Source organism: Pseudomonas putida (assembly GCF_022627325.1).
In the GTDB taxonomy this organism is placed as follows: domain Bacteria; phylum Pseudomonadota; class Gammaproteobacteria; order Pseudomonadales; family Pseudomonadaceae; genus Aquipseudomonas; species Aquipseudomonas putida_X.
In genome coordinates this window covers 599904-615715 of sequence record NZ_JAETZZ010000001.1, presented here as the reverse complement: position 1 = coordinate 615715, position 15812 = coordinate 599904, and the positions used below count along the sequence as shown (strand labels likewise).

The following is a 15812-nucleotide window of genomic DNA, read 5'->3' as shown; positions in this document are numbered from 1 at the left end:
ATTAGCGAACACTCGGTATCGCTTGGCCTGGGGGTTGATGTTGAATTGAACTTGCTCTGCGCCCTCACCGAAGTATTCGATAAGGGGCTCAGGGACTGCGCCCTCTTCGGGCTCTTTAGGTTTGCGCTTGGCTGCCATCGGGTTGGCCTTTCTCCATCATGCGACCAGCGGCCTGCACTGCCGGGGCTACGCCCGACTGCATTGCCTGCTGCATCTGTTGCTGTTGTTGTTCCTGCTGGACCTCTTGGTCGGTCTTCACCAGGCCGTCTGTGTCGATCCCGAGGGCGGTGGCCCTGCGGGTCATGTAGTTGCCCCAGTTGATCCGGGAGGCGGCATCAGGAATCTGCATGATGGTGGAGATGAACTGGTCCAGTTTGGTCAGGTCATTGCCACGTCCAAGGGCCTCCATACCCGTCACAATGGTGGGGCTAACGGTGCCCTTGGGCAGCTCGGGGAGCTTCTTGCGGCGCTGCATCGAGAACATGATGCGGTTGACTAGCGGAAGCTGGAATTCTTGGCTGAGGATGGAGTAGACACCGCCCAAGGCGGCTTCCAATTCCCCGGCCATGTACCGGATTTCTTCGGCTGTAACTCGCTCACCATTCCGCTGAATCGCGGAGTTCAGCATGAATGCGAACTCAAGGCGCTCAGTGATGGTGTTGATGGTCTCCAGTGCCACACGGAAGTCACCGGACTTTTGAAGCTGGAGGGCCTGGACATCAGATGCCACGCCATCCACAAATTCGCCATTCGGCGCTTCGGCCAGTTCACTGGAGCTAGTGACCCCGTTGGGGTTCACCAGGAACAGGACTTTGGCGGAGGCTGCGGAGCCTTCCACGATGGCCTGGGAGAGACCTTCCAGCGACTTGATGTCGCCCAGGTACTCTTCCACATAGGAGCGGCCATAGTTCTCACCGTCGATCTTGACGAATCGAATCGGGAGCCAGGCGCACTTGTCTTTCGGGTACGTGCCTCGGGAGCCGGGGACAATCTGGCCCTTAACCTCCTGATACACATTCCAGGTCTCACCTTTGAGGGTGATGTGGGTGTAGATCGAGACGTTCTTGTTATGGTCTCGCGGGGTGTCGCCGGAGTCATCGCCAGGTTCGACTAATGACCGGGCCTCTTCTGGCAGTACCGCCAGGGAGACCTCCTCCTTGACCACGATGTCCAGGACGTTACCCATGGGGTCACGCCGGACCACGTAGCGGTCAAGGGGGTAGAACTTCATGCCGCCCTGCTGAGGCAGGTACACAAGGCCGTTGCCGCCAACAATCAAATGCTTGAGCAACTCAAAACCAGTCACGCGGATGGCGGTGGTTTCAATCTCGGTTTGCACCGCTCGCTCAATCTTCGCCAGGCCCGCTTGGACATCGGCGTGCATCTGAGGATTGCTTGTCAGCTTCTCTTCGGTGAACTCGTCGATCTCCAGGCGGAAGAACGGAGAGTTCGGTGGGAGCAAGGCCATGAGTAACTTTGCCCCGAGGTTGTTAACGCCTCGGGCGGCCACCGCTTGCCATGGGGTGTAGAACTTCGTGCCACTTGCGTGACCGGCAGGCGGGATCAGGGTTGGGATACTGTACTTGGAACAGTCCCGTGCCCTCTGTAGGAAGGTCTCGCGGTCTGGTGCGAGCTTGGCATAAAGACTAGCGGCAAGGCCCCGTTCGGGTTCTTGCTCGGTCTTCGCCATGGGGTCTCGTTATAGAGGGATGTTCAGCCCCGAAGAGCTACTCCCGGTGGATGCTTGGGTCAGGTCGATGCGAAGGGACTTGCGCCCGTTCGCTGCGGACTGAGCCTGTTGGGTATCGGTGCTTTCTGCGGTGTTACTTGTCGCAGGCGCGGATTGCACCGTGGGCGCGGCTGGGGCAGGCGTTGGGGCCGCTACAGTCGTCTTAGGTGTGCTTGAGTGCGAACACATTATTGTGATTCCAGAACAGTGGTGTTTTGGATGTCGAAGCGGCTACGCAGGAGTCGGATGACTTCTTGCTGTCCTTGACGGATGTTCACTTCATGGATGGTGATGTGAGGGTCTACAGGCAGGACGTTGGGGAATCGCTTCTCCAGCTCCACCAGCAGCTCACGGGGAACGTTGGGGAATCTTTCCGTTTTCACGGCTCGTTAATCCTACTGTGGTCCCCCGACTATTCGGCGGGACATTGCGGCGATTCTGGCGTTAAACCAGCGGCGTACCGCGTAGCTGCGCACCACGGAAATTGCGGTGTAGACCAGGCCCATGAAGAAGTTGTCCCTTAGCGAGACGTGCATTCCGAACATCGGCAGGACTACCAGGTTCGCCAGGTAGTTGATGCCGAAGCCGATCATGGTATTGATCCCGGCTTCGATCAGGGAGCTTCGGCGGGACTGGCTCATGCCGGGTAGCAATCCCCGTCTTCGCACTCAAGGCTTACGTGCCAGTCGTCATCCTCCAGCTCATCGGCTGCGTTTTCGGCCTCAGCCTTGGAGTTGGCGGTTACGACCACGTTGGCCTCATAGCGGCCCCAGCGGGTTACAAGGTACTCACGCATTGGCGGGCTCCTGGATGATGGTGTGCATGTTGTTCACGCAGGCAGTGCAGATGATTGCGCTGTTGCGGTAAGAGGGTCGGAAGAACGCCAGTGCGCCCTTCGGGATGATGGCATCGCAGGTACGGCAGGAGGCGTTGTCGCGTTCTGCAGGACGGTATCGGGCTCTCAGCATTCGGAATCCTTAACGGTGTGGTGGTACGGGGTTTTGTCCGCGTGCTTGGCTGCCAGGCGGCCTACGTGGACGGTGAGGTTGTCGAAGAAATGGCCGATAGGTGCCCGTGGTGGGCGGTCATCGGTGAGTTTCCCCATGGCCTGGCTATCGACCAGGATGTTCAGGCAGGCCATCGCCATTGCCAGGTGGGGTAGCCCGTTATCCGGGTCGATGTCTTCGCCGTGGAACCACTTGCTCAGGTGCCGCTGGGCTGCATCCACGTAGATCGAGGCGCGGACACCAGCGATGCGCCAGTTCCATTTGCCGTACTTGAGGGCACCGTCCAGGTGGGCCAGGGACTGGAGCGCTACGGCGGTCGATGGGACCAGGGACAGCGGCAGCTTGGTTGCGCCAATGCCATCCTTGGGGTTCGTGTCCTTGAGGACAGGGACTTCTACAGCGGGGATCATCTCGGTACTCATGGGGGTCCATCGGTTGTAGGCAGGGCCACAGCCCTTGCAGACGTTGGGTTCGGTCGATTCCAGGGAAGCGCAGGACGCGCAGTTCATTACGGGGTCCACAGCTTCACCTGTTGATTTTTGAAGTCGTAGTCGGAGGCACGGAGGATTCGGGCCACGCGGGCCTGGACCAGTGCTTCCTCTTCACAGAGGCCGGCCTTATCGAAAGCGGCCACTACGGTTTCCCAGGTGGGGGACTTGTCCAGGAGCCGCTTGGCAGCCACTGGGCCAATGCCGGGGCAGCCGGTATAGCCGTCCGTGGTATCGCCCATGAGGGTCTGGTAGAGGTGCCAGTAGTCGGCCTCCTCTTCTGTCACCTCAAAGAAGGTGTCGGTGTTGAAGTTGTAGTGGTGGCCGGGGACTGTCTTGAAGTCCTTGTCGATGGAGGCGACCACGATTTCCTCACCGAACTTACGGGTCCGGGTCAGGAGAATCCCACACACGTCATCTCCCTCCAGGGTGGGCTTGGTGACAGACGGGAAGGTTTCTTGAGCCCAGGCCGTGAGGTGAGCCCGGAGGAGCGGCTGGACGGTTTTGTTGCGGTTGTGCTTGTAGGTCGGGAGAACGGTCTTCCGCCAGTTCACCTTGTCCGAGAAAACAAGAAGGGCCTCATCGGCCCCCGTTTTGTCGATCAAGTTTTGAACCATCCCGGTGAAGGTGGCTTCGCCATCCTCTTCAAATGCGTGGAGGGTCCAGAGGGCTCGTTCGCCCTCCTCATCGCCTCCCCAGCGGATGGCTTTCTGGTTTACTACTGCTGCTTGGACGGATAGGACATCGGCGTCGATGATAACTCTGCGCACTCGCGAATCTCTGTCAGGTCTTCTTGGAAGATGAAGCCGTATTGGCCGAAGAGCTTCACTAAGTCAGCGCCCAGTTCCGCATCGAGCGGACGTGCTGGGTACTCCAATGCGTGCTTGGTGCCGTTCACGTCGATGGTGATGGTCCAGGGGGTCAACATGGGAGTGCCTCTCTAACTTAGTGAAGTGATGGGGTCACAGGTAATCGTTTTCCCGTAGCAGGTCAAGGCCGGTGCCAGTGACACGCCACTTGCGACCATACTGGCCGTGACCTTCCAGGGTGCTGAGCAAGCCCAGCGATGCCAGCGAGGCTACTGCCTGGGCTTCGAAGCGGGCGAAGTCCGATTGGATCTTGAAGGGGCTCTTGAAGGCTTCGTACAGGACTTCCAGGAGAACAGGGTCTTTCGTCATTTTCTTTACTCGTTAGTGTGTTTCGGCCCAGTTCAGGCCCATTTTTGATTCACCGGCCAGGGGGCACCGGAAGTTGAAGGCTTCGCCTGCTTTCGCCACGCAAGCCTCAGCCGCTTCCCGCACGATGGCCGCGATGGCTTCGTTACGGCAGGCAATCTGTACTTCGTCGTGGACCCAGGCGCAGAAGGCATAGTCGCCATCCCAGCCGTGTTTCAGCCCGCGTGCCTGGAGTTCGTCATCCAGGAACACAAGCCATTGCTTACAGGCCAGCGCACCGGCCCCTTGCAGGAGGTAGTTGAGTGCCGCGTGGGCGGACTTGACGTGAACGTGGCGACCATCCAGGCCGACCAGGTGGCCGCGCTTGGCTGCCTCTTTCACTGCCTTGACCAGCTTTTTCAGGGCTGGGGTTTTGCGCAGGAAGGTTGCTTTCAGCTTCTTGCCAGCGGCCTTGAGCGCCTCTTCGTCCGGGTTGTCTTGCCCGTTGAAGAACACGTCCAGGAGGTGCTGGTAGTCGAGGCCCAGCGCCTTTGCCTTGGCGACCATGCCGTAAACAATGGTCCCGACCTTTTCATCACCGGCTCCGTAGAGGAAGGCGTAAATGAAGGTCTTCGCACCATCGCGGTACAGCTTGTGTAGCGTGTTGTGGTCGTCTCGCTTCTCGCTGGTGATGCCCATGGCCTGGACGTTGGCCCAGTGGATGTCCCCGTTTAGGAGGATGTCCACGTACTTGCCGCCATCGTAGCGAGCCATGAAGTGAGCCAGGCAGCGCAGCTCCAGGCCCGAGGCATCGGCACCGACCAGGAGCCAGCCGTGGGGCACGGTGAACAGTTCGCGGCAGTCGATCCCGTAGGGCGAGCCGGACGCAGGCACCTGGGCCACGTTCGGGTAAGCGTGAGTCGCTCGCCCGGTGGCCGCACCGTTGGGGTTCACGGAGCCGTGGATGCGGCCCTGTTTCTCCACCAGCATCCACGCCTGCTTCCCTTCGGCCAGTTGCGAGATGCGCTTGGCGACCAGGAGGTATTCGGTCAGGAGCTTGCACGGCGGGTAGTTCAGCTTGGACATCACTTCGTCGTCCACCTGGGGCTTGCCGCCCTTGGTGAACTTCTCAGGAACCCAGCCGTAGAGGGCCGTGAGCCGGTCAGCGATGTGGTCCCGAGAGGACGGGTTGAACTCCACAATCTTGACTTTGGTGTACCGGGTGCCCTCGGTGTACTTCTCAAACCATCCCACTTGCGTAAACGCGGGCTGGCCCTTGAGTTTCACGCGGCGCTCAGTGTTGCCACGGGGGTCTTCGATGAAGACTCGCCGGGTTTTCTTGGTGAGGACTTCGCCTGCGGGTGCGTGCCAGAACTTGAAGAACTCTTTCAGCTCGCGTTCCAGGTCGCCCCTACGCTGCGCCAGTTTGGCGTACAGGATGGCTGCCTTCTCACGGTTGAAGTGGAAGCCGTTGCGCTCCTGGGCGGCCATGAGCCAGGCCACTCGGTGTTCCAGGGCCAGTGCCCGTGGGGAGTAGTTCTTGCCGAGGATTCGCTTCCACAGAGCGGAAGTCACCACAACGTCCTGGACGCAGTAGTCGAGCATCTCTTGCGAGAACTCCAGCCACTCCATGCCGTCCACGTAGGCATCGCCCATACGCGCCTTAAACTCGGTTGCGTACTCGCCTTTCATCAGGCGCAGGCGGTAGCCCCAGGCTTCCAGGGAGTGGGAGCCGAAGAGCTTGCCGGGGAGGACTGCTTTTTTGAGGAGGCCGGTGTCGGTGTCCTTGATGTTCGACCAGATGAGTCGGGTGCAAACAAGGGTGTCGATGACCAGGGCGGGGTTCACGATGAAGCCGGGGTACAGCTTCTGGATAACGGGGATGTCGTACTTGATGACGTTGTGGCCGCCGATGAAGCGGCCTTTGGAATGTTGCTCCTGGAGCCATTTGACTCCCATGGCGATCAGGCCAGGCGGGAATTTCTTAACGTCCCCAGTTGCCGTGTCTTCAATGACAAGGCAATGGATGACGGAGACTGCCTCCAGGAACCCATTCGTTTCGAGGTCGAACAGAAGGGGTTCTTGCATTGGTCCCCCAGTCAGCAGGGGGTAGGCGTTTGCCACAGCTCTTGGAAGAGCGTGCAGGTATCGGCCAGGGCATCACACAGGCCACAGTAAAGGCCCTTGATGGCTTCGCCCAGGATCATGATTGGCACCAGGGGCAGCGCGATCATGACTCGGGTGAGCGGGTAGCGGTTGAGCCAGAACGGGCGCAGGTTGGATTCAGTGGACACGGATTTGCTCCAGAGTGGTTTCGTCGTGGATGTACTCGGGGTACTTCTCTTGCAGGCGGGACACGCGCTTGAATGAGCGGCGCTCCTCCAGGTCGCTTTCACAGCGGAGGATTCGGAAAGCCTTGTCCCGGACGCCCTCTTCGAAGGCCGGGGAAACGTGCAGGGAGTAGCCGTCATACGTGGCGCGGGACAGGTTCAGGTCGAACGAATCGGCCAGTTCTTGCGGGGTCATGAAGTCGGCCAGGATCAACTGGACAGGCAGGCCCTGTACGTCCTGGAGGAAGTCCCAGGCACCGTGCATATCCTTGCGGCCATACAGGGCGAGGAACGCGGGTTGCTTCACCTTCACGGTGAGTTCGGAGTCCAGCTCGGTGTGGTCAATGCTGCGCATGAACACGTCGATGTCCTTGATCGGGCGGCCCAGGAGGGCATCCCGGACGGCCCCGCCACCGATGACCGGGTGGGAACCAGGGAACTCCCAGCGCACCAGCTCCAGCGCATCATCGAAGAGCGGCTGGAGGTGGCCCGGAAGCTTCCATTCAGGAGAGGACAAACACGATGACGAAGATGATGAAGAGGTAATAGCTGGCATCACTCATCCCTCCCCCTCACAGAAACGCAATGAGGCCGTGGACGGCCCCGATTGGAGGGAAGGCGATACCGACAATGCCCAGGAGCATTGCGTCACCACACTGGTGGAAGGTCCAGACAGCGTTGTAGACCCAGCCGAAGCACAGGCAGAGAACGACGAAGAGGTAAGTCAGAATCAGGGGCATAGGGTTTCTCTCAGGCACAAAAAAGGGCCCGCTTGGGGCCCGTGTGGTGGTGCGTTGGGATCAGTGCTTGGTTTCAGCGCGGTAGCCTGCTACCAGATACTCCAGAGCGGCGCTGCCGTTTTCTTCGGTGCAGACGTACAGGCGCACACCAGAAACGGTTTCGCGGTGGGTGTACGTGGCACGGCGCATGTGGCGCGATACCGGCTCAGAAGGCAGCACATTGAAGCGCGGGGTCTCCATCACCGGGAATTCGATATGGGGGACGCCCTGGACGAACATGCGGCGTCCATCAACTGGGCCGCCGATCATCAGTGCGGGAAACGTAGAGTTGCGCATGGGGTTCCTTACAGCCGGAATTCGTCCAGCAAAGCGTTCAGGTAATTGCTCAGTTCGTAGCGGTTGGTGAACACGTTGCAGTCACCCTCATTTGCCAAGCCCAGGATGTTGTCTCGGGATCGGACGATGACGCCGTTGTCTACGCGCTCAATGCGCAGGGACAGTTCTTTCAGCCGTGGTGGCCGTGGTGTTGAAGTCGCCATGGCTTACCTGCGGGAGCGGAAGCTGGAAAAGCTGGTGGTGCGGTAGCTGTAGCTGGCTCGCGGGGCCACGTAGGCCGGACGCGGGGCAACATATGCAGGTCGTGGGGCAACATACGCCGGACGCGGGGCCACGGTGGTGGCTCGGGTATTGGTCGTGGTGTTGTTCACGATAGTGGTGTTATGGACCACTGGTGCAGAAGCTGAGGCGCTGCCCAGCATGTGCCCCATCATCATGCCGGTGAGCATGGCGTTGGAGTTGTCCTGGACCACGACAGGGGCCGCGACCACGGGGGCAGCTTGGACAACTGGAGCGACCACGGGGGCCGCAACCACTGGAGCGGGAGCTTCGACCACGGGGGCCTGTACAACGGCTGGGCTGTAGCAGGTGTGGCGCTCACAGGCAGCCAGGGAGAGTACGGCCAGGGCCGCGAAGATCAGCTTGCGCATGGGTCAGTCCAGGAGCTTGGAGATACGGGAATGGATCATCGAAGCGCGATCAGCCAGGGCGTATTGCATATCGGCATGGTCGTGCAGGTCGCAGGCGGTTTGGCGGGCCTGGCGTGCGGCTTCGCTATGGCAGGCTTCGGCCTGGCTCAGCTTTTCCAGGGTGCGTTCCAGGTCAGATACAGCGGACGCGGTGGTCTGCGGGAACACTTTTGCCATCAGGCGTTTCAACATGGTGGTATCTCCAGTCAGAATTCAGATTCATCTTTGAAAGGTGAGGACGGCTCTGGCGCTTCGGTGAGCGAGAGCAATCCAGTGTCGCGGTCGTAAGCCAGGTACAGCACTTCCCCGGTCGCTTGGCCGGTGTAGCGGTCCTTGAGGATGCGGAAGGTGGTGGTTTGGCGAACCACGGGGTCTTCGGCCTGTTGGTCACGCTCAAGGCCGAACATGAAATAGCTCCAGAAGCCGATGGCACGGGAGCCTTTGAAGTGGCGAATCGTTACCCGTCCGCCTTCCTCATGGGGTTTGCCCTCGGGGGTGGTCAGGTGGGAGATGAACGTGATGATGATTCCCAGCTCGTTCGCCAGGCCCGCCATCTCTTTCATGATCTGCTCAAGCGAGCCCTTCTCATCTGCCGTGTCAGCCATCGCAGTGAGGTGGTCGATGTAGATAAGCTTGATGCCCTCGGAGACAGCCATGTAGCGCACCTTGCGCTTCACAATGTCCCACTCGGTTTCACCAAATGCGTCATACATGACCAGGTTTTCGCCCAGTGCATCTACGGCTGCATCCAGTTCCTCATCGGTCCAGCCAGCGGTTTCCTTGGGAACGTGGAAGCGTTTCCCGGCGATCTTCCCGGCCACACGCTTGGCGGTCTCGGTCGGTTTCTGCTCCAGGAAAATGGTGCCTACACGCTCGCCCAGGACTTGGATGTCGTAGGCGATTTGCTGCGTGAGGAAGTCGGTCTTGCCTACACCAGTACCCGCGCCCAGCCCGTAGACTTCGCCATAGCGGCGTCCATAGGTGAGTTGGGTGAGTGGATCAAGGAACCATGGCAAGCCCATGACCAGGGCCTTGCGAATCTCTTCGCGGAGGTCTCGGACGTTCACTACGCCATCAGGCCGGTACAGCTTTGCGTTCCAGATGGCTGTGACGATTTCCTGCTCACGGCCCGCTACCAGAAGTTCGTTGGCGTCCTTCATGGATAGCGTGGCGATCTTGCACTTGCCTGGGCTGAATAGCTCTGCGCATTCCTGCGCTGCTTCGCGGCCCGGTTCGTCCATATCGAACATGAGGATGACTTCTTCGAAGCTCTCCAGATATTCGATGTTTCGCTGAATGGCCTTGCGTGCTGCTGGGGCCCCGTTCGGGAGCGACACCACAGGCCACTTGTTGTTTTGCACCTGGGAGACGGACATCGCATCCAGCTCGCCTTCGGTGACAACAATCTTCTTGCCCCCACTCGCCCAAAGGTTCTGGCCGAAGAGGGTTAACTTTGCACCATCGCCCAGGATGGCGAAGCCTTTGTCCTGATCGCGCAGTTTCTGAGCGACCATCACACCACTGTTGTCGAAGTACGGGGCAACTTGGACTAGCCGCCCACGCACCTCACTTACGAAGTATCCGAACTTTCGGCAAGTCTCCAGGGTAAGTTTGCGCTTCATCAGCGGCTTGAATTCGCCGGAGATTAAACCTTCCATTCGTTTCGTTCGCCCTCCAGTAGTTGGGGTCTCGCCATCGCCGTGAACGTAATGCTCACAGGCAAAGCAATATTGGTGGTTGTCGGTGTAGATAGAGTTGGCATCACTTGAACCACAGTTTTCACAGGGCAGGTGTCGCACGAACTCACTCTCTGTTTCATGCTTTCGATTTTTCATGGGCAATAAAGAGGGCCAGCCCGGAGGCCAGCCCTTTATCAGAGTTGAGTGATAGACGTGGCGGCTGCCATATCCAACTGAGGGCCCACGGCTTTTATAAGTTGGCCGCTACCCACGGTTTAACGTCGAAGCTCGGGCAAGCCTTGGCTACTTTCGGGAAGTCCCGGTGGCCTTGGATTGTCGCGTTGGGGTATTTCTCTTTCAGTTCGCCCAGCAGGTGCTTGAGACTTGCGAATTGCTCGGGCGTGAAGTTGTTCTCGGGGACGTCGATGTCCGCCTCGGTGACTCCACCGGCCATGCAGATGCCTACGGAGTTGATGTTGTGGCCCTCTACGTGAGCGCCGATTTGATCCAGCTCGCGGCCCTCCTCGACCACGCCATTACGGCGGATGACGAAGTGGTAGCCGATGCAACGCCAGCCCTTGGCGCGGTGCCAGCGATTGATGTCAGCGGCTCCGATGTCTTGGGATGGGCGTGTGGCGCTACAGTGAACTACCAGGTAGTCCGTCTCAGCGCGGGGCTTAGTTCCAGCGTTATAGGTCATTGTTATTGTTCTTTGCTGAGGCCCTTGATGATCGACAAAGAGGCTTCGTTCACCGGCTCATTAAGCCAGGCGTGAGGAACCAACTTGTCGGCATACTTAAAGCCATTCTTGCTGCACCAGTCCGCGTAGGTGGTGGTACTGCGTTTATTTATTTTTGTTTTTGAGTTGGAGAAGACAAAGCGCACGTCAAGTTCGGGGTGCTGAGCTTTAACCAGGAGCTGCTTTTGGCGGTCCTCGGTCAAAAAACGGCCCTTAGTTTCGACGATGATGCCGTTCGCCAGTGCGAAGTCCGGGGTGTACTTGTGAACTTTCGCAGGCCGGGTATATGGAACTACCAGACTTTCGAAAGTGAAGCCCATGCCGACAGCCGTTAACTGGTCTGCGGCACGTTCTTCAAGCCCGGAGCGGAACCCATACTTGAGTCCCACTTGTTCGGCATCCAGGGGCGGCTTAGAAGTCTTCTTCGTAAGTGTTGCTTTCGCCACCTTCTTCCTCTTCTTCGAATTCGTCCTTTTCTTCTTGTTCTTGTTCGGCCACGGATTCGGCATCGAAACCGCCTTCCTCTTCACCGAAGCCGTATTCGCCAGCGGACTTGTTGCCGCCACTGCGCAGTTCGATGACTTGGACTGCGTTCAGGCGCAGCTTGATACCGGCCAGGGCGGTGCCTGGGATGAAGTACGGGGCTACTTCGAAGCTCACTTTGCCTTCGGTGCCGCCCCAGATGTCTGGGACTTTCAGCATCGGCTTGCCCTTGGCGTCAAACAGGGCTGGCTTGCGGGTCCACACGGAGCCGTCTTTCTTCGACTTGCCCGATGCAGCCATTTTGATGTTGAAGAACAGGCGGCCAGTCGGCTCCTCGGTCTCCTTGTCGTACTCCTCGGTGTACAGAGGCTGGACGGTCACGTCTTTCAGCTTCTTGCGGGCTTCGATCTTGAGCTTCTTGAACTCTTCGCGGCCATTTTCGATGGCGGCTTCGTGAAGCGGTTCCAGCTTCGCCAGGAAAGGCGCGGCCTCTTCTTGAGTCAGGATCAGGGTGACTTTGTACTCACCGTCCGGCTTCGGGTACTCATCGGTGCCGAAGTCAGGCTTGGTCAGTGCCGGGTAGCGGAAAATGCCACGCGGCGAGGTCATGGTTACGTTCTTGGGGCGTTTCTGATAGGACATTTTGGTACTCGTTTTGTGTGTGCGTGTTAGCGGCTGTGGCGCGCTTCCAGGGACGGAAGGTCAAAGCCTTGTTCAATCAACTCAGCGGCGAGGGCCATTGAGATGGAGCGACCCATGCCCCAAAGCGCGATTGCGCGGCCCAGGGCGGAGTCGTAGTTCTCGGGTTCGTTGCGTTGGTTATCTGCGGTGCCGAAGCGATTCATTGCGGTTCTCTCGATACGGCCACGGAGTTGTAGCCTGGGGTTATCCGTTGGGGTTGCCTACGGGGCCCAGGCGCACGTTTCCCGTTCCTCTGCACCGGCACGGTGGAGGCTCTATGGCAAAGGTCGGGGGAGTTGCGGGTGGTCCGTAGAGGTGTTGCGAAGGTGTTGCTGGTTCATCCGAGGCGTTGCGGCACTGGCACGGTGGAGGCTCTATGGCTGCTGCTGCGGATGAATGGGGAAAATTGGGGTGGTCTCGGGATCGGCTCAAATTTGAGCGGATGTCGCACTGGCACGGTGGAGGCTCGGGCGGAGACTGGGGTGTTGCGGCTTGGTTATCCGAATGTGGTCCCTCGGGCCCGGCTCAAATCTGAGCTGGGGTCGCACTGGCACGGTGGAGGCTCTGGCGGAGGGTTGCGGCTCGGTTATCCGAATGTGGCCCCACGGGAATTACCAGGGGGCCATTCGGAATGGTTCATTAATGGAAACGTTCCTTTTGTGGTTTGTTTCCATCAATGAGAACGATCAGGCAAAACAAAAACGCGACTCTGCTACGGCTGCCAGGCTCAGGCTGCCGCGCTTCGGTAGTTCTGCGAGCTTGGCCCGCGCTTTGTCGCTCAGTTGCGCGGCCAGTTCATCCCGGAAGCGCTCCAGAACGGCGGTCTCTTCGTACATTTCAATGAATGCCTTACGGACGGTCATGAAGAACAGCTCGGTTTCCCCGGCGGTGGTGCCGAAGCTGTCATGGATCATCGCAAAGCTCTTCAAGCCGGACTCCACGCCACGCACAACGGTGAGCATGAGGTGGGCGGCATCGCAGCTATGGACGAAGTTGGGGCTGATCCCCTGCGACTGCTTGCGCTTGTCCAGGGAGTCTTGCTCCTCGTTCATCAGGAGGCGCACACGGGCCCCGTTGATGGCCGTTTTGACGCGGCGAGCTACCACGGAGTTGTACGCCTGCATCACTGGGAAGCCCACGGCAGTGGTCCAGCACACCGGCAGTTCCTCTTTGGCGGCCAGGGTGGCAGCGTCCTGGAGCCACTTCATGGCTTCACCAGCTTTGACCAGTACCTGATTCACGGCTTCCCAAATGGCCTTTGCCATCCAGCCAGCGGCCCGGAAGCCATCCCCGGTGAACGGGAAGTGGCGAGCGTCCACGTTGCCTTCGGCATCGGTGGCCTTCTTGCGCGCTGGGTCCAGGATGTCCTCCATCACTTGGTCCTTGAAGCCGTACTCCTTGGAGCCGTAGGCCAGGGTCATGACGGAGCGCTTCGTGACTTTGCGGTTGATGCCGAAGCGGGTCCACTGCTGGGCCAGGTTCTTCGTGCCCTCCTGGACGTATGCCTTGCCATCAGCATCATGCTTGAGAACGTCTTCGGTGCCGTGCTTGGCATCATGGATAGCCCGTTCGATGACCTTTTTCGCTACCAGTCCGTACACGTCTGCCGGGAGGTCGCTGGGGACCAGGTTCACGGCTGCGCCACCGACCTCATCCCGGAGCATCGCGGAGAAGTGCTGGATGCCCGAGCATGAGCCGTCCATCGCAATCGGGAGCTTCGACACAAAGCGGTCCCCGTGTTCGCAATAGCCCTTCCACTCCAGGCAGAACGCCAGGAACTGCCATGGCTTGTCGATAGCCTGCGCACCTACGTGATCGGCCCAGCCGCGTGCCTGGAAAGGGTCAGCAGCAATCGCCAGGATTTCCGCTTGGTGATCGTGAACCCACTTCACGCGGTCCTCCAGGCTGGCCTTGTCGTACCCGGCCACGTTCGCCCCGTGGATTGCCAGCCACTTGGCCCCATGCTCGCCCAGCGGCTTGCCATAGGCGAAACGGAGCAAGCCCTTCGTGTGATCCGCGCCTTGAGGGTTCAGGTGTGGCACCGCGTAGATGCGGCCACGGAAGTCCAGTTGGTACGGGAAGTAAATCTTGCGGAACGGGGAGTAGCGGTTCGCAATGTCGAGGGACATAGAGACGTTGATACGGGCCCCTTGAATCTCCAGGTTATCCGAATGGACCTTGAACGCGGCTTTACGCCAGGCAGCGCGGGCCACTTCGTTGGTGTCGATGTCGAACGGCTTGGCTGGCTGCGGGATGCCCTCACGGGGCGGAAGGCCGCACCAGGTGGAGCCTTGTTCCCACAGCGTGGTCATGATTTTCAGGATGGGCGTGTTGATCTGCCACGCGGTGGCCTGAATGGCGTTGAGCGCGGTGTAGACCATCGGCATATCGACGTTGCCCAGCTCCTCCAGGTAGGCCCGGTTGCGGGTTTTCACCATGCGCAGCGGCTTGAGGCTGGACGACAGGTAGCCCCCATCGGTCGGTGAGGTCCAGTTGCGTGGCGGGACTACCATCGGCTCATACACCGGGCGCAGCATGGCCGTGACGTTGTTCTTACGGGCGATCCACTCCAGCGTGGACTCCAGCGGCTTCACGTACTTGAGCGCCTTTTCGGTGCCTTCGCCATTGGTGGCAATCTGGATCAGCCCCACGGAGTTCATCAGCAGCTCCAGGAGCTTCGTCCCTACGTGGATGCGGTCGTTGTTGCTCCAGTTGCTCCAGGTGTCCAGCGCGGAGGCCACACGGGTGGCGTAAATGTGCTTGTGGCGCTGGCTGGACCGCTTGTTGGCCCGCTCTACCAGTTGGTCGTACTTCTTGCGCTCCTTGTCACGGATGCCGGACAGACGCATTTCATCTTCCACGGACTGGGCGATGGAGACGGACACATGCTGGAGCGTGCGGGGCTGCGAGATGCCCGCCAGGGTGTGCTTGAGGGTCAGGTAGGCCAGGACATCGGCATCATAGCCACGTAGGAGTTTGTAGGCACTGCCCCAGCGGGACGACACACCGGCCTCAGACTCATCCATCCACGCCTTGATGGCCTCAGCCAGCGCCTTCATGCGGCCCGAAACGATGATGGAGCCGTACTCGGTCCCATCCTCAGCGCCCATTCGGCGGGCGGCCTCTACGTTACGCTCAAAACGGCTCACGCCACGCTGGGTCATCTCTTCTTCCAGACGGACTTGGGTGGCGATCAGGTCTTCACCATCCAGGCGGCCAGCTAAAGGAGTCATAGAGGTAGTCATAAAGGGAATCTCTTAGTAATCATCATTAAGTAATCATTTCTAAGGATGTCTTTAAGGATGTCTCTAAGGGTCATCTCAGAGGGCATCGCTAAGGAATCCAATTGTGGGTCCGCGACTCTGGATGTGGTCTCCCACAGCGCCCTGGCGCGGCCCTGGATGGCTCCTCAAGCGGGAATGTCTCGTCAATGAGTCAGTATCGTTTGAGAGAATCATCAGGCGTAGCTACCCCCTCCAGGCAAAAAACTGGCAGCCATAATGTGGTCCCACGGCTTCACGCGGACAGCACTCTCCCGCACTGGATTTTCCCCGGTCAAAAGGGGCCAGTGTGAGCCGGTCAAGGCCGACGAACGGTCAGTTAGGGATTCAGTGGGTGGGGGTCTCGGAGGTGGTCAAAAGGGGCCTTTGTGTCCCAAAAGTGTCCCTAATGCTCTCCCTTGCGAGAAGGTGATTGTAGATGAAAAGGTATCATTCGTGCAAGTGATAGACGAAAAAAAATCCCCGAACCCTTGAGC

At 59.3% G+C, this 15812-nt stretch carries 22 protein-coding genes; all 22 read right to left on the bottom strand.

Going from position 1 to position 15812, the window contains the following annotated elements; all coding sequences use genetic code 11:
* Positions 1-115: 115 nt before the first annotated feature.
* Positions 116-1690, bottom strand: coding sequence for a portal protein (locus tag JNA92_RS02815; RefSeq protein WP_010953251.1), 1575 nt, complete (start codon positions 1688-1690; stop codon positions 116-118).
* Positions 1691-1917: 227 nt separating this feature from the next.
* A complete protein-coding gene (locus JNA92_RS02810; protein ID WP_009682619.1) occupies positions 1918-2112 on the bottom strand; it encodes a hypothetical protein in 195 nt (64 codons plus the stop codon).
* 12 nt (positions 2113-2124) lie between these two features.
* Positions 2125-2370, bottom strand: a complete 246-nt coding sequence (locus JNA92_RS02805; RefSeq protein WP_009682620.1) for a DUF7220 family protein — start codon at positions 2368-2370, stop codon at positions 2125-2127.
* On the bottom strand, positions 2367-2525 hold the full coding sequence (locus tag JNA92_RS02800) for a hypothetical protein (RefSeq protein WP_009682621.1): 159 nt from the start codon (positions 2523-2525) through the stop codon (positions 2367-2369). Before JNA92_RS02800 ends, JNA92_RS02805 begins: the two co-directional genes overlap by 4 nt.
* Positions 2518-2697 (bottom strand): hypothetical protein, encoded by a 180-nt coding sequence (locus JNA92_RS02795; protein ID WP_009682622.1) that lies wholly within the window; start codon positions 2695-2697, stop codon positions 2518-2520. The genes JNA92_RS02800 and JNA92_RS02795 overlap by 8 nt, the downstream gene beginning before the upstream one ends.
* On the bottom strand, positions 2691-3158 hold the full coding sequence (locus JNA92_RS02790) for a dATP/dGTP diphosphohydrolase domain-containing protein (protein WP_127644134.1): 468 nt from the start codon (positions 3156-3158) through the stop codon (positions 2691-2693). The genes JNA92_RS02795 and JNA92_RS02790 overlap by 7 nt, the downstream gene beginning before the upstream one ends.
* A gap of 86 nt (positions 3159-3244) precedes the next feature.
* Entirely contained in the window at positions 3245-3994 is a 750-nt protein-coding gene (locus JNA92_RS02785; protein ID WP_177329609.1) for a hypothetical protein, read from the bottom strand.
* On the bottom strand, positions 3943-4152 hold the full coding sequence (locus JNA92_RS02780; protein ID WP_009682625.1) for a hypothetical protein: 210 nt from the start codon (positions 4150-4152) through the stop codon (positions 3943-3945). The genes JNA92_RS02785 and JNA92_RS02780 overlap by 52 nt, the downstream gene beginning before the upstream one ends.
* Positions 4153-4186: 34 nt before the next feature.
* Complete coding sequence (locus JNA92_RS02775) at positions 4187-4402, bottom strand: hypothetical protein (protein ID WP_009682626.1); 216 nt, start codon at positions 4400-4402, stop codon at positions 4187-4189.
* Between the two features lie 12 nt (positions 4403-4414).
* The gene (locus tag JNA92_RS02770) at positions 4415-6466 is read right to left on the bottom strand and encodes a DNA polymerase (protein WP_009682627.1); all 2052 of its coding nucleotides are present in this window, start codon (positions 6464-6466) and stop codon (positions 4415-4417) included.
* A gap of 11 nt (positions 6467-6477) precedes the next feature.
* Complete coding sequence (locus JNA92_RS02765) at positions 6478-6672, bottom strand: hypothetical protein (RefSeq protein ID WP_009682628.1); 195 nt, start codon at positions 6670-6672, stop codon at positions 6478-6480.
* Positions 6662-7225: a hypothetical protein gene (locus JNA92_RS02760; RefSeq protein WP_009682629.1), complete on the bottom strand. Its 564-nt coding sequence runs from the start codon at positions 7223-7225 to the stop codon at positions 6662-6664. Before JNA92_RS02760 ends, JNA92_RS02765 begins: the two co-directional genes overlap by 11 nt.
* A gap of 283 nt (positions 7226-7508) precedes the next feature.
* Complete coding sequence (locus JNA92_RS02755) at positions 7509-7784, bottom strand: hypothetical protein (RefSeq protein WP_009682631.1); 276 nt, start codon at positions 7782-7784, stop codon at positions 7509-7511.
* Between the two features lie 8 nt (positions 7785-7792).
* Complete coding sequence (locus tag JNA92_RS02750) at positions 7793-7987, bottom strand: hypothetical protein (protein ID WP_009682632.1); 195 nt, start codon at positions 7985-7987, stop codon at positions 7793-7795.
* A 3-nt stretch (positions 7988-7990) separates the two neighbouring features.
* Entirely contained in the window at positions 7991-8434 is a 444-nt protein-coding gene (locus tag JNA92_RS02745) for a hypothetical protein (RefSeq protein ID WP_009682633.1), read from the bottom strand.
* Positions 8435-8437: 3 nt separating this feature from the next.
* Positions 8438-8665 carry a hypothetical protein gene (locus JNA92_RS02740; protein ID WP_009682634.1) on the bottom strand — a complete coding sequence of 76 codons (228 nt, stop codon included), beginning with the start codon at positions 8663-8665 and terminating at the stop codon, positions 8438-8440.
* A gap of 14 nt (positions 8666-8679) precedes the next feature.
* Positions 8680-10272: a toprim domain-containing protein gene (locus JNA92_RS02735; RefSeq protein WP_227743090.1), complete on the bottom strand. Its 1593-nt coding sequence runs from the start codon at positions 10270-10272 to the stop codon at positions 8680-8682.
* Positions 10273-10402: 130 nt separating this feature from the next.
* Entirely contained in the window at positions 10403-10852 is a 450-nt protein-coding gene (locus JNA92_RS02730) for an N-acetylmuramoyl-L-alanine amidase (RefSeq protein WP_047149793.1), read from the bottom strand.
* Between the two features lie 2 nt (positions 10853-10854).
* Positions 10855-11337, bottom strand: coding sequence for an endodeoxyribonuclease (locus tag JNA92_RS02725; RefSeq protein ID WP_227743089.1), 483 nt, complete (start codon positions 11335-11337; stop codon positions 10855-10857).
* The gene (locus JNA92_RS02720) at positions 11303-12016 is read right to left on the bottom strand and encodes a single-stranded DNA-binding protein (protein ID WP_009682638.1); all 714 of its coding nucleotides are present in this window, start codon (positions 12014-12016) and stop codon (positions 11303-11305) included. Before JNA92_RS02720 ends, JNA92_RS02725 begins: the two co-directional genes overlap by 35 nt.
* A 26-nt stretch (positions 12017-12042) precedes the next feature.
* Positions 12043-12219: a hypothetical protein gene (locus JNA92_RS02715; RefSeq protein ID WP_009682639.1), complete on the bottom strand. Its 177-nt coding sequence runs from the start codon at positions 12217-12219 to the stop codon at positions 12043-12045.
* A gap of 522 nt (positions 12220-12741) precedes the next feature.
* Complete coding sequence (locus tag JNA92_RS02710) at positions 12742-15288, bottom strand: DNA-directed RNA polymerase (protein ID WP_009682640.1); 2547 nt, start codon at positions 15286-15288, stop codon at positions 12742-12744.
* Positions 15289-15812 lie beyond the last annotated feature (524 nt).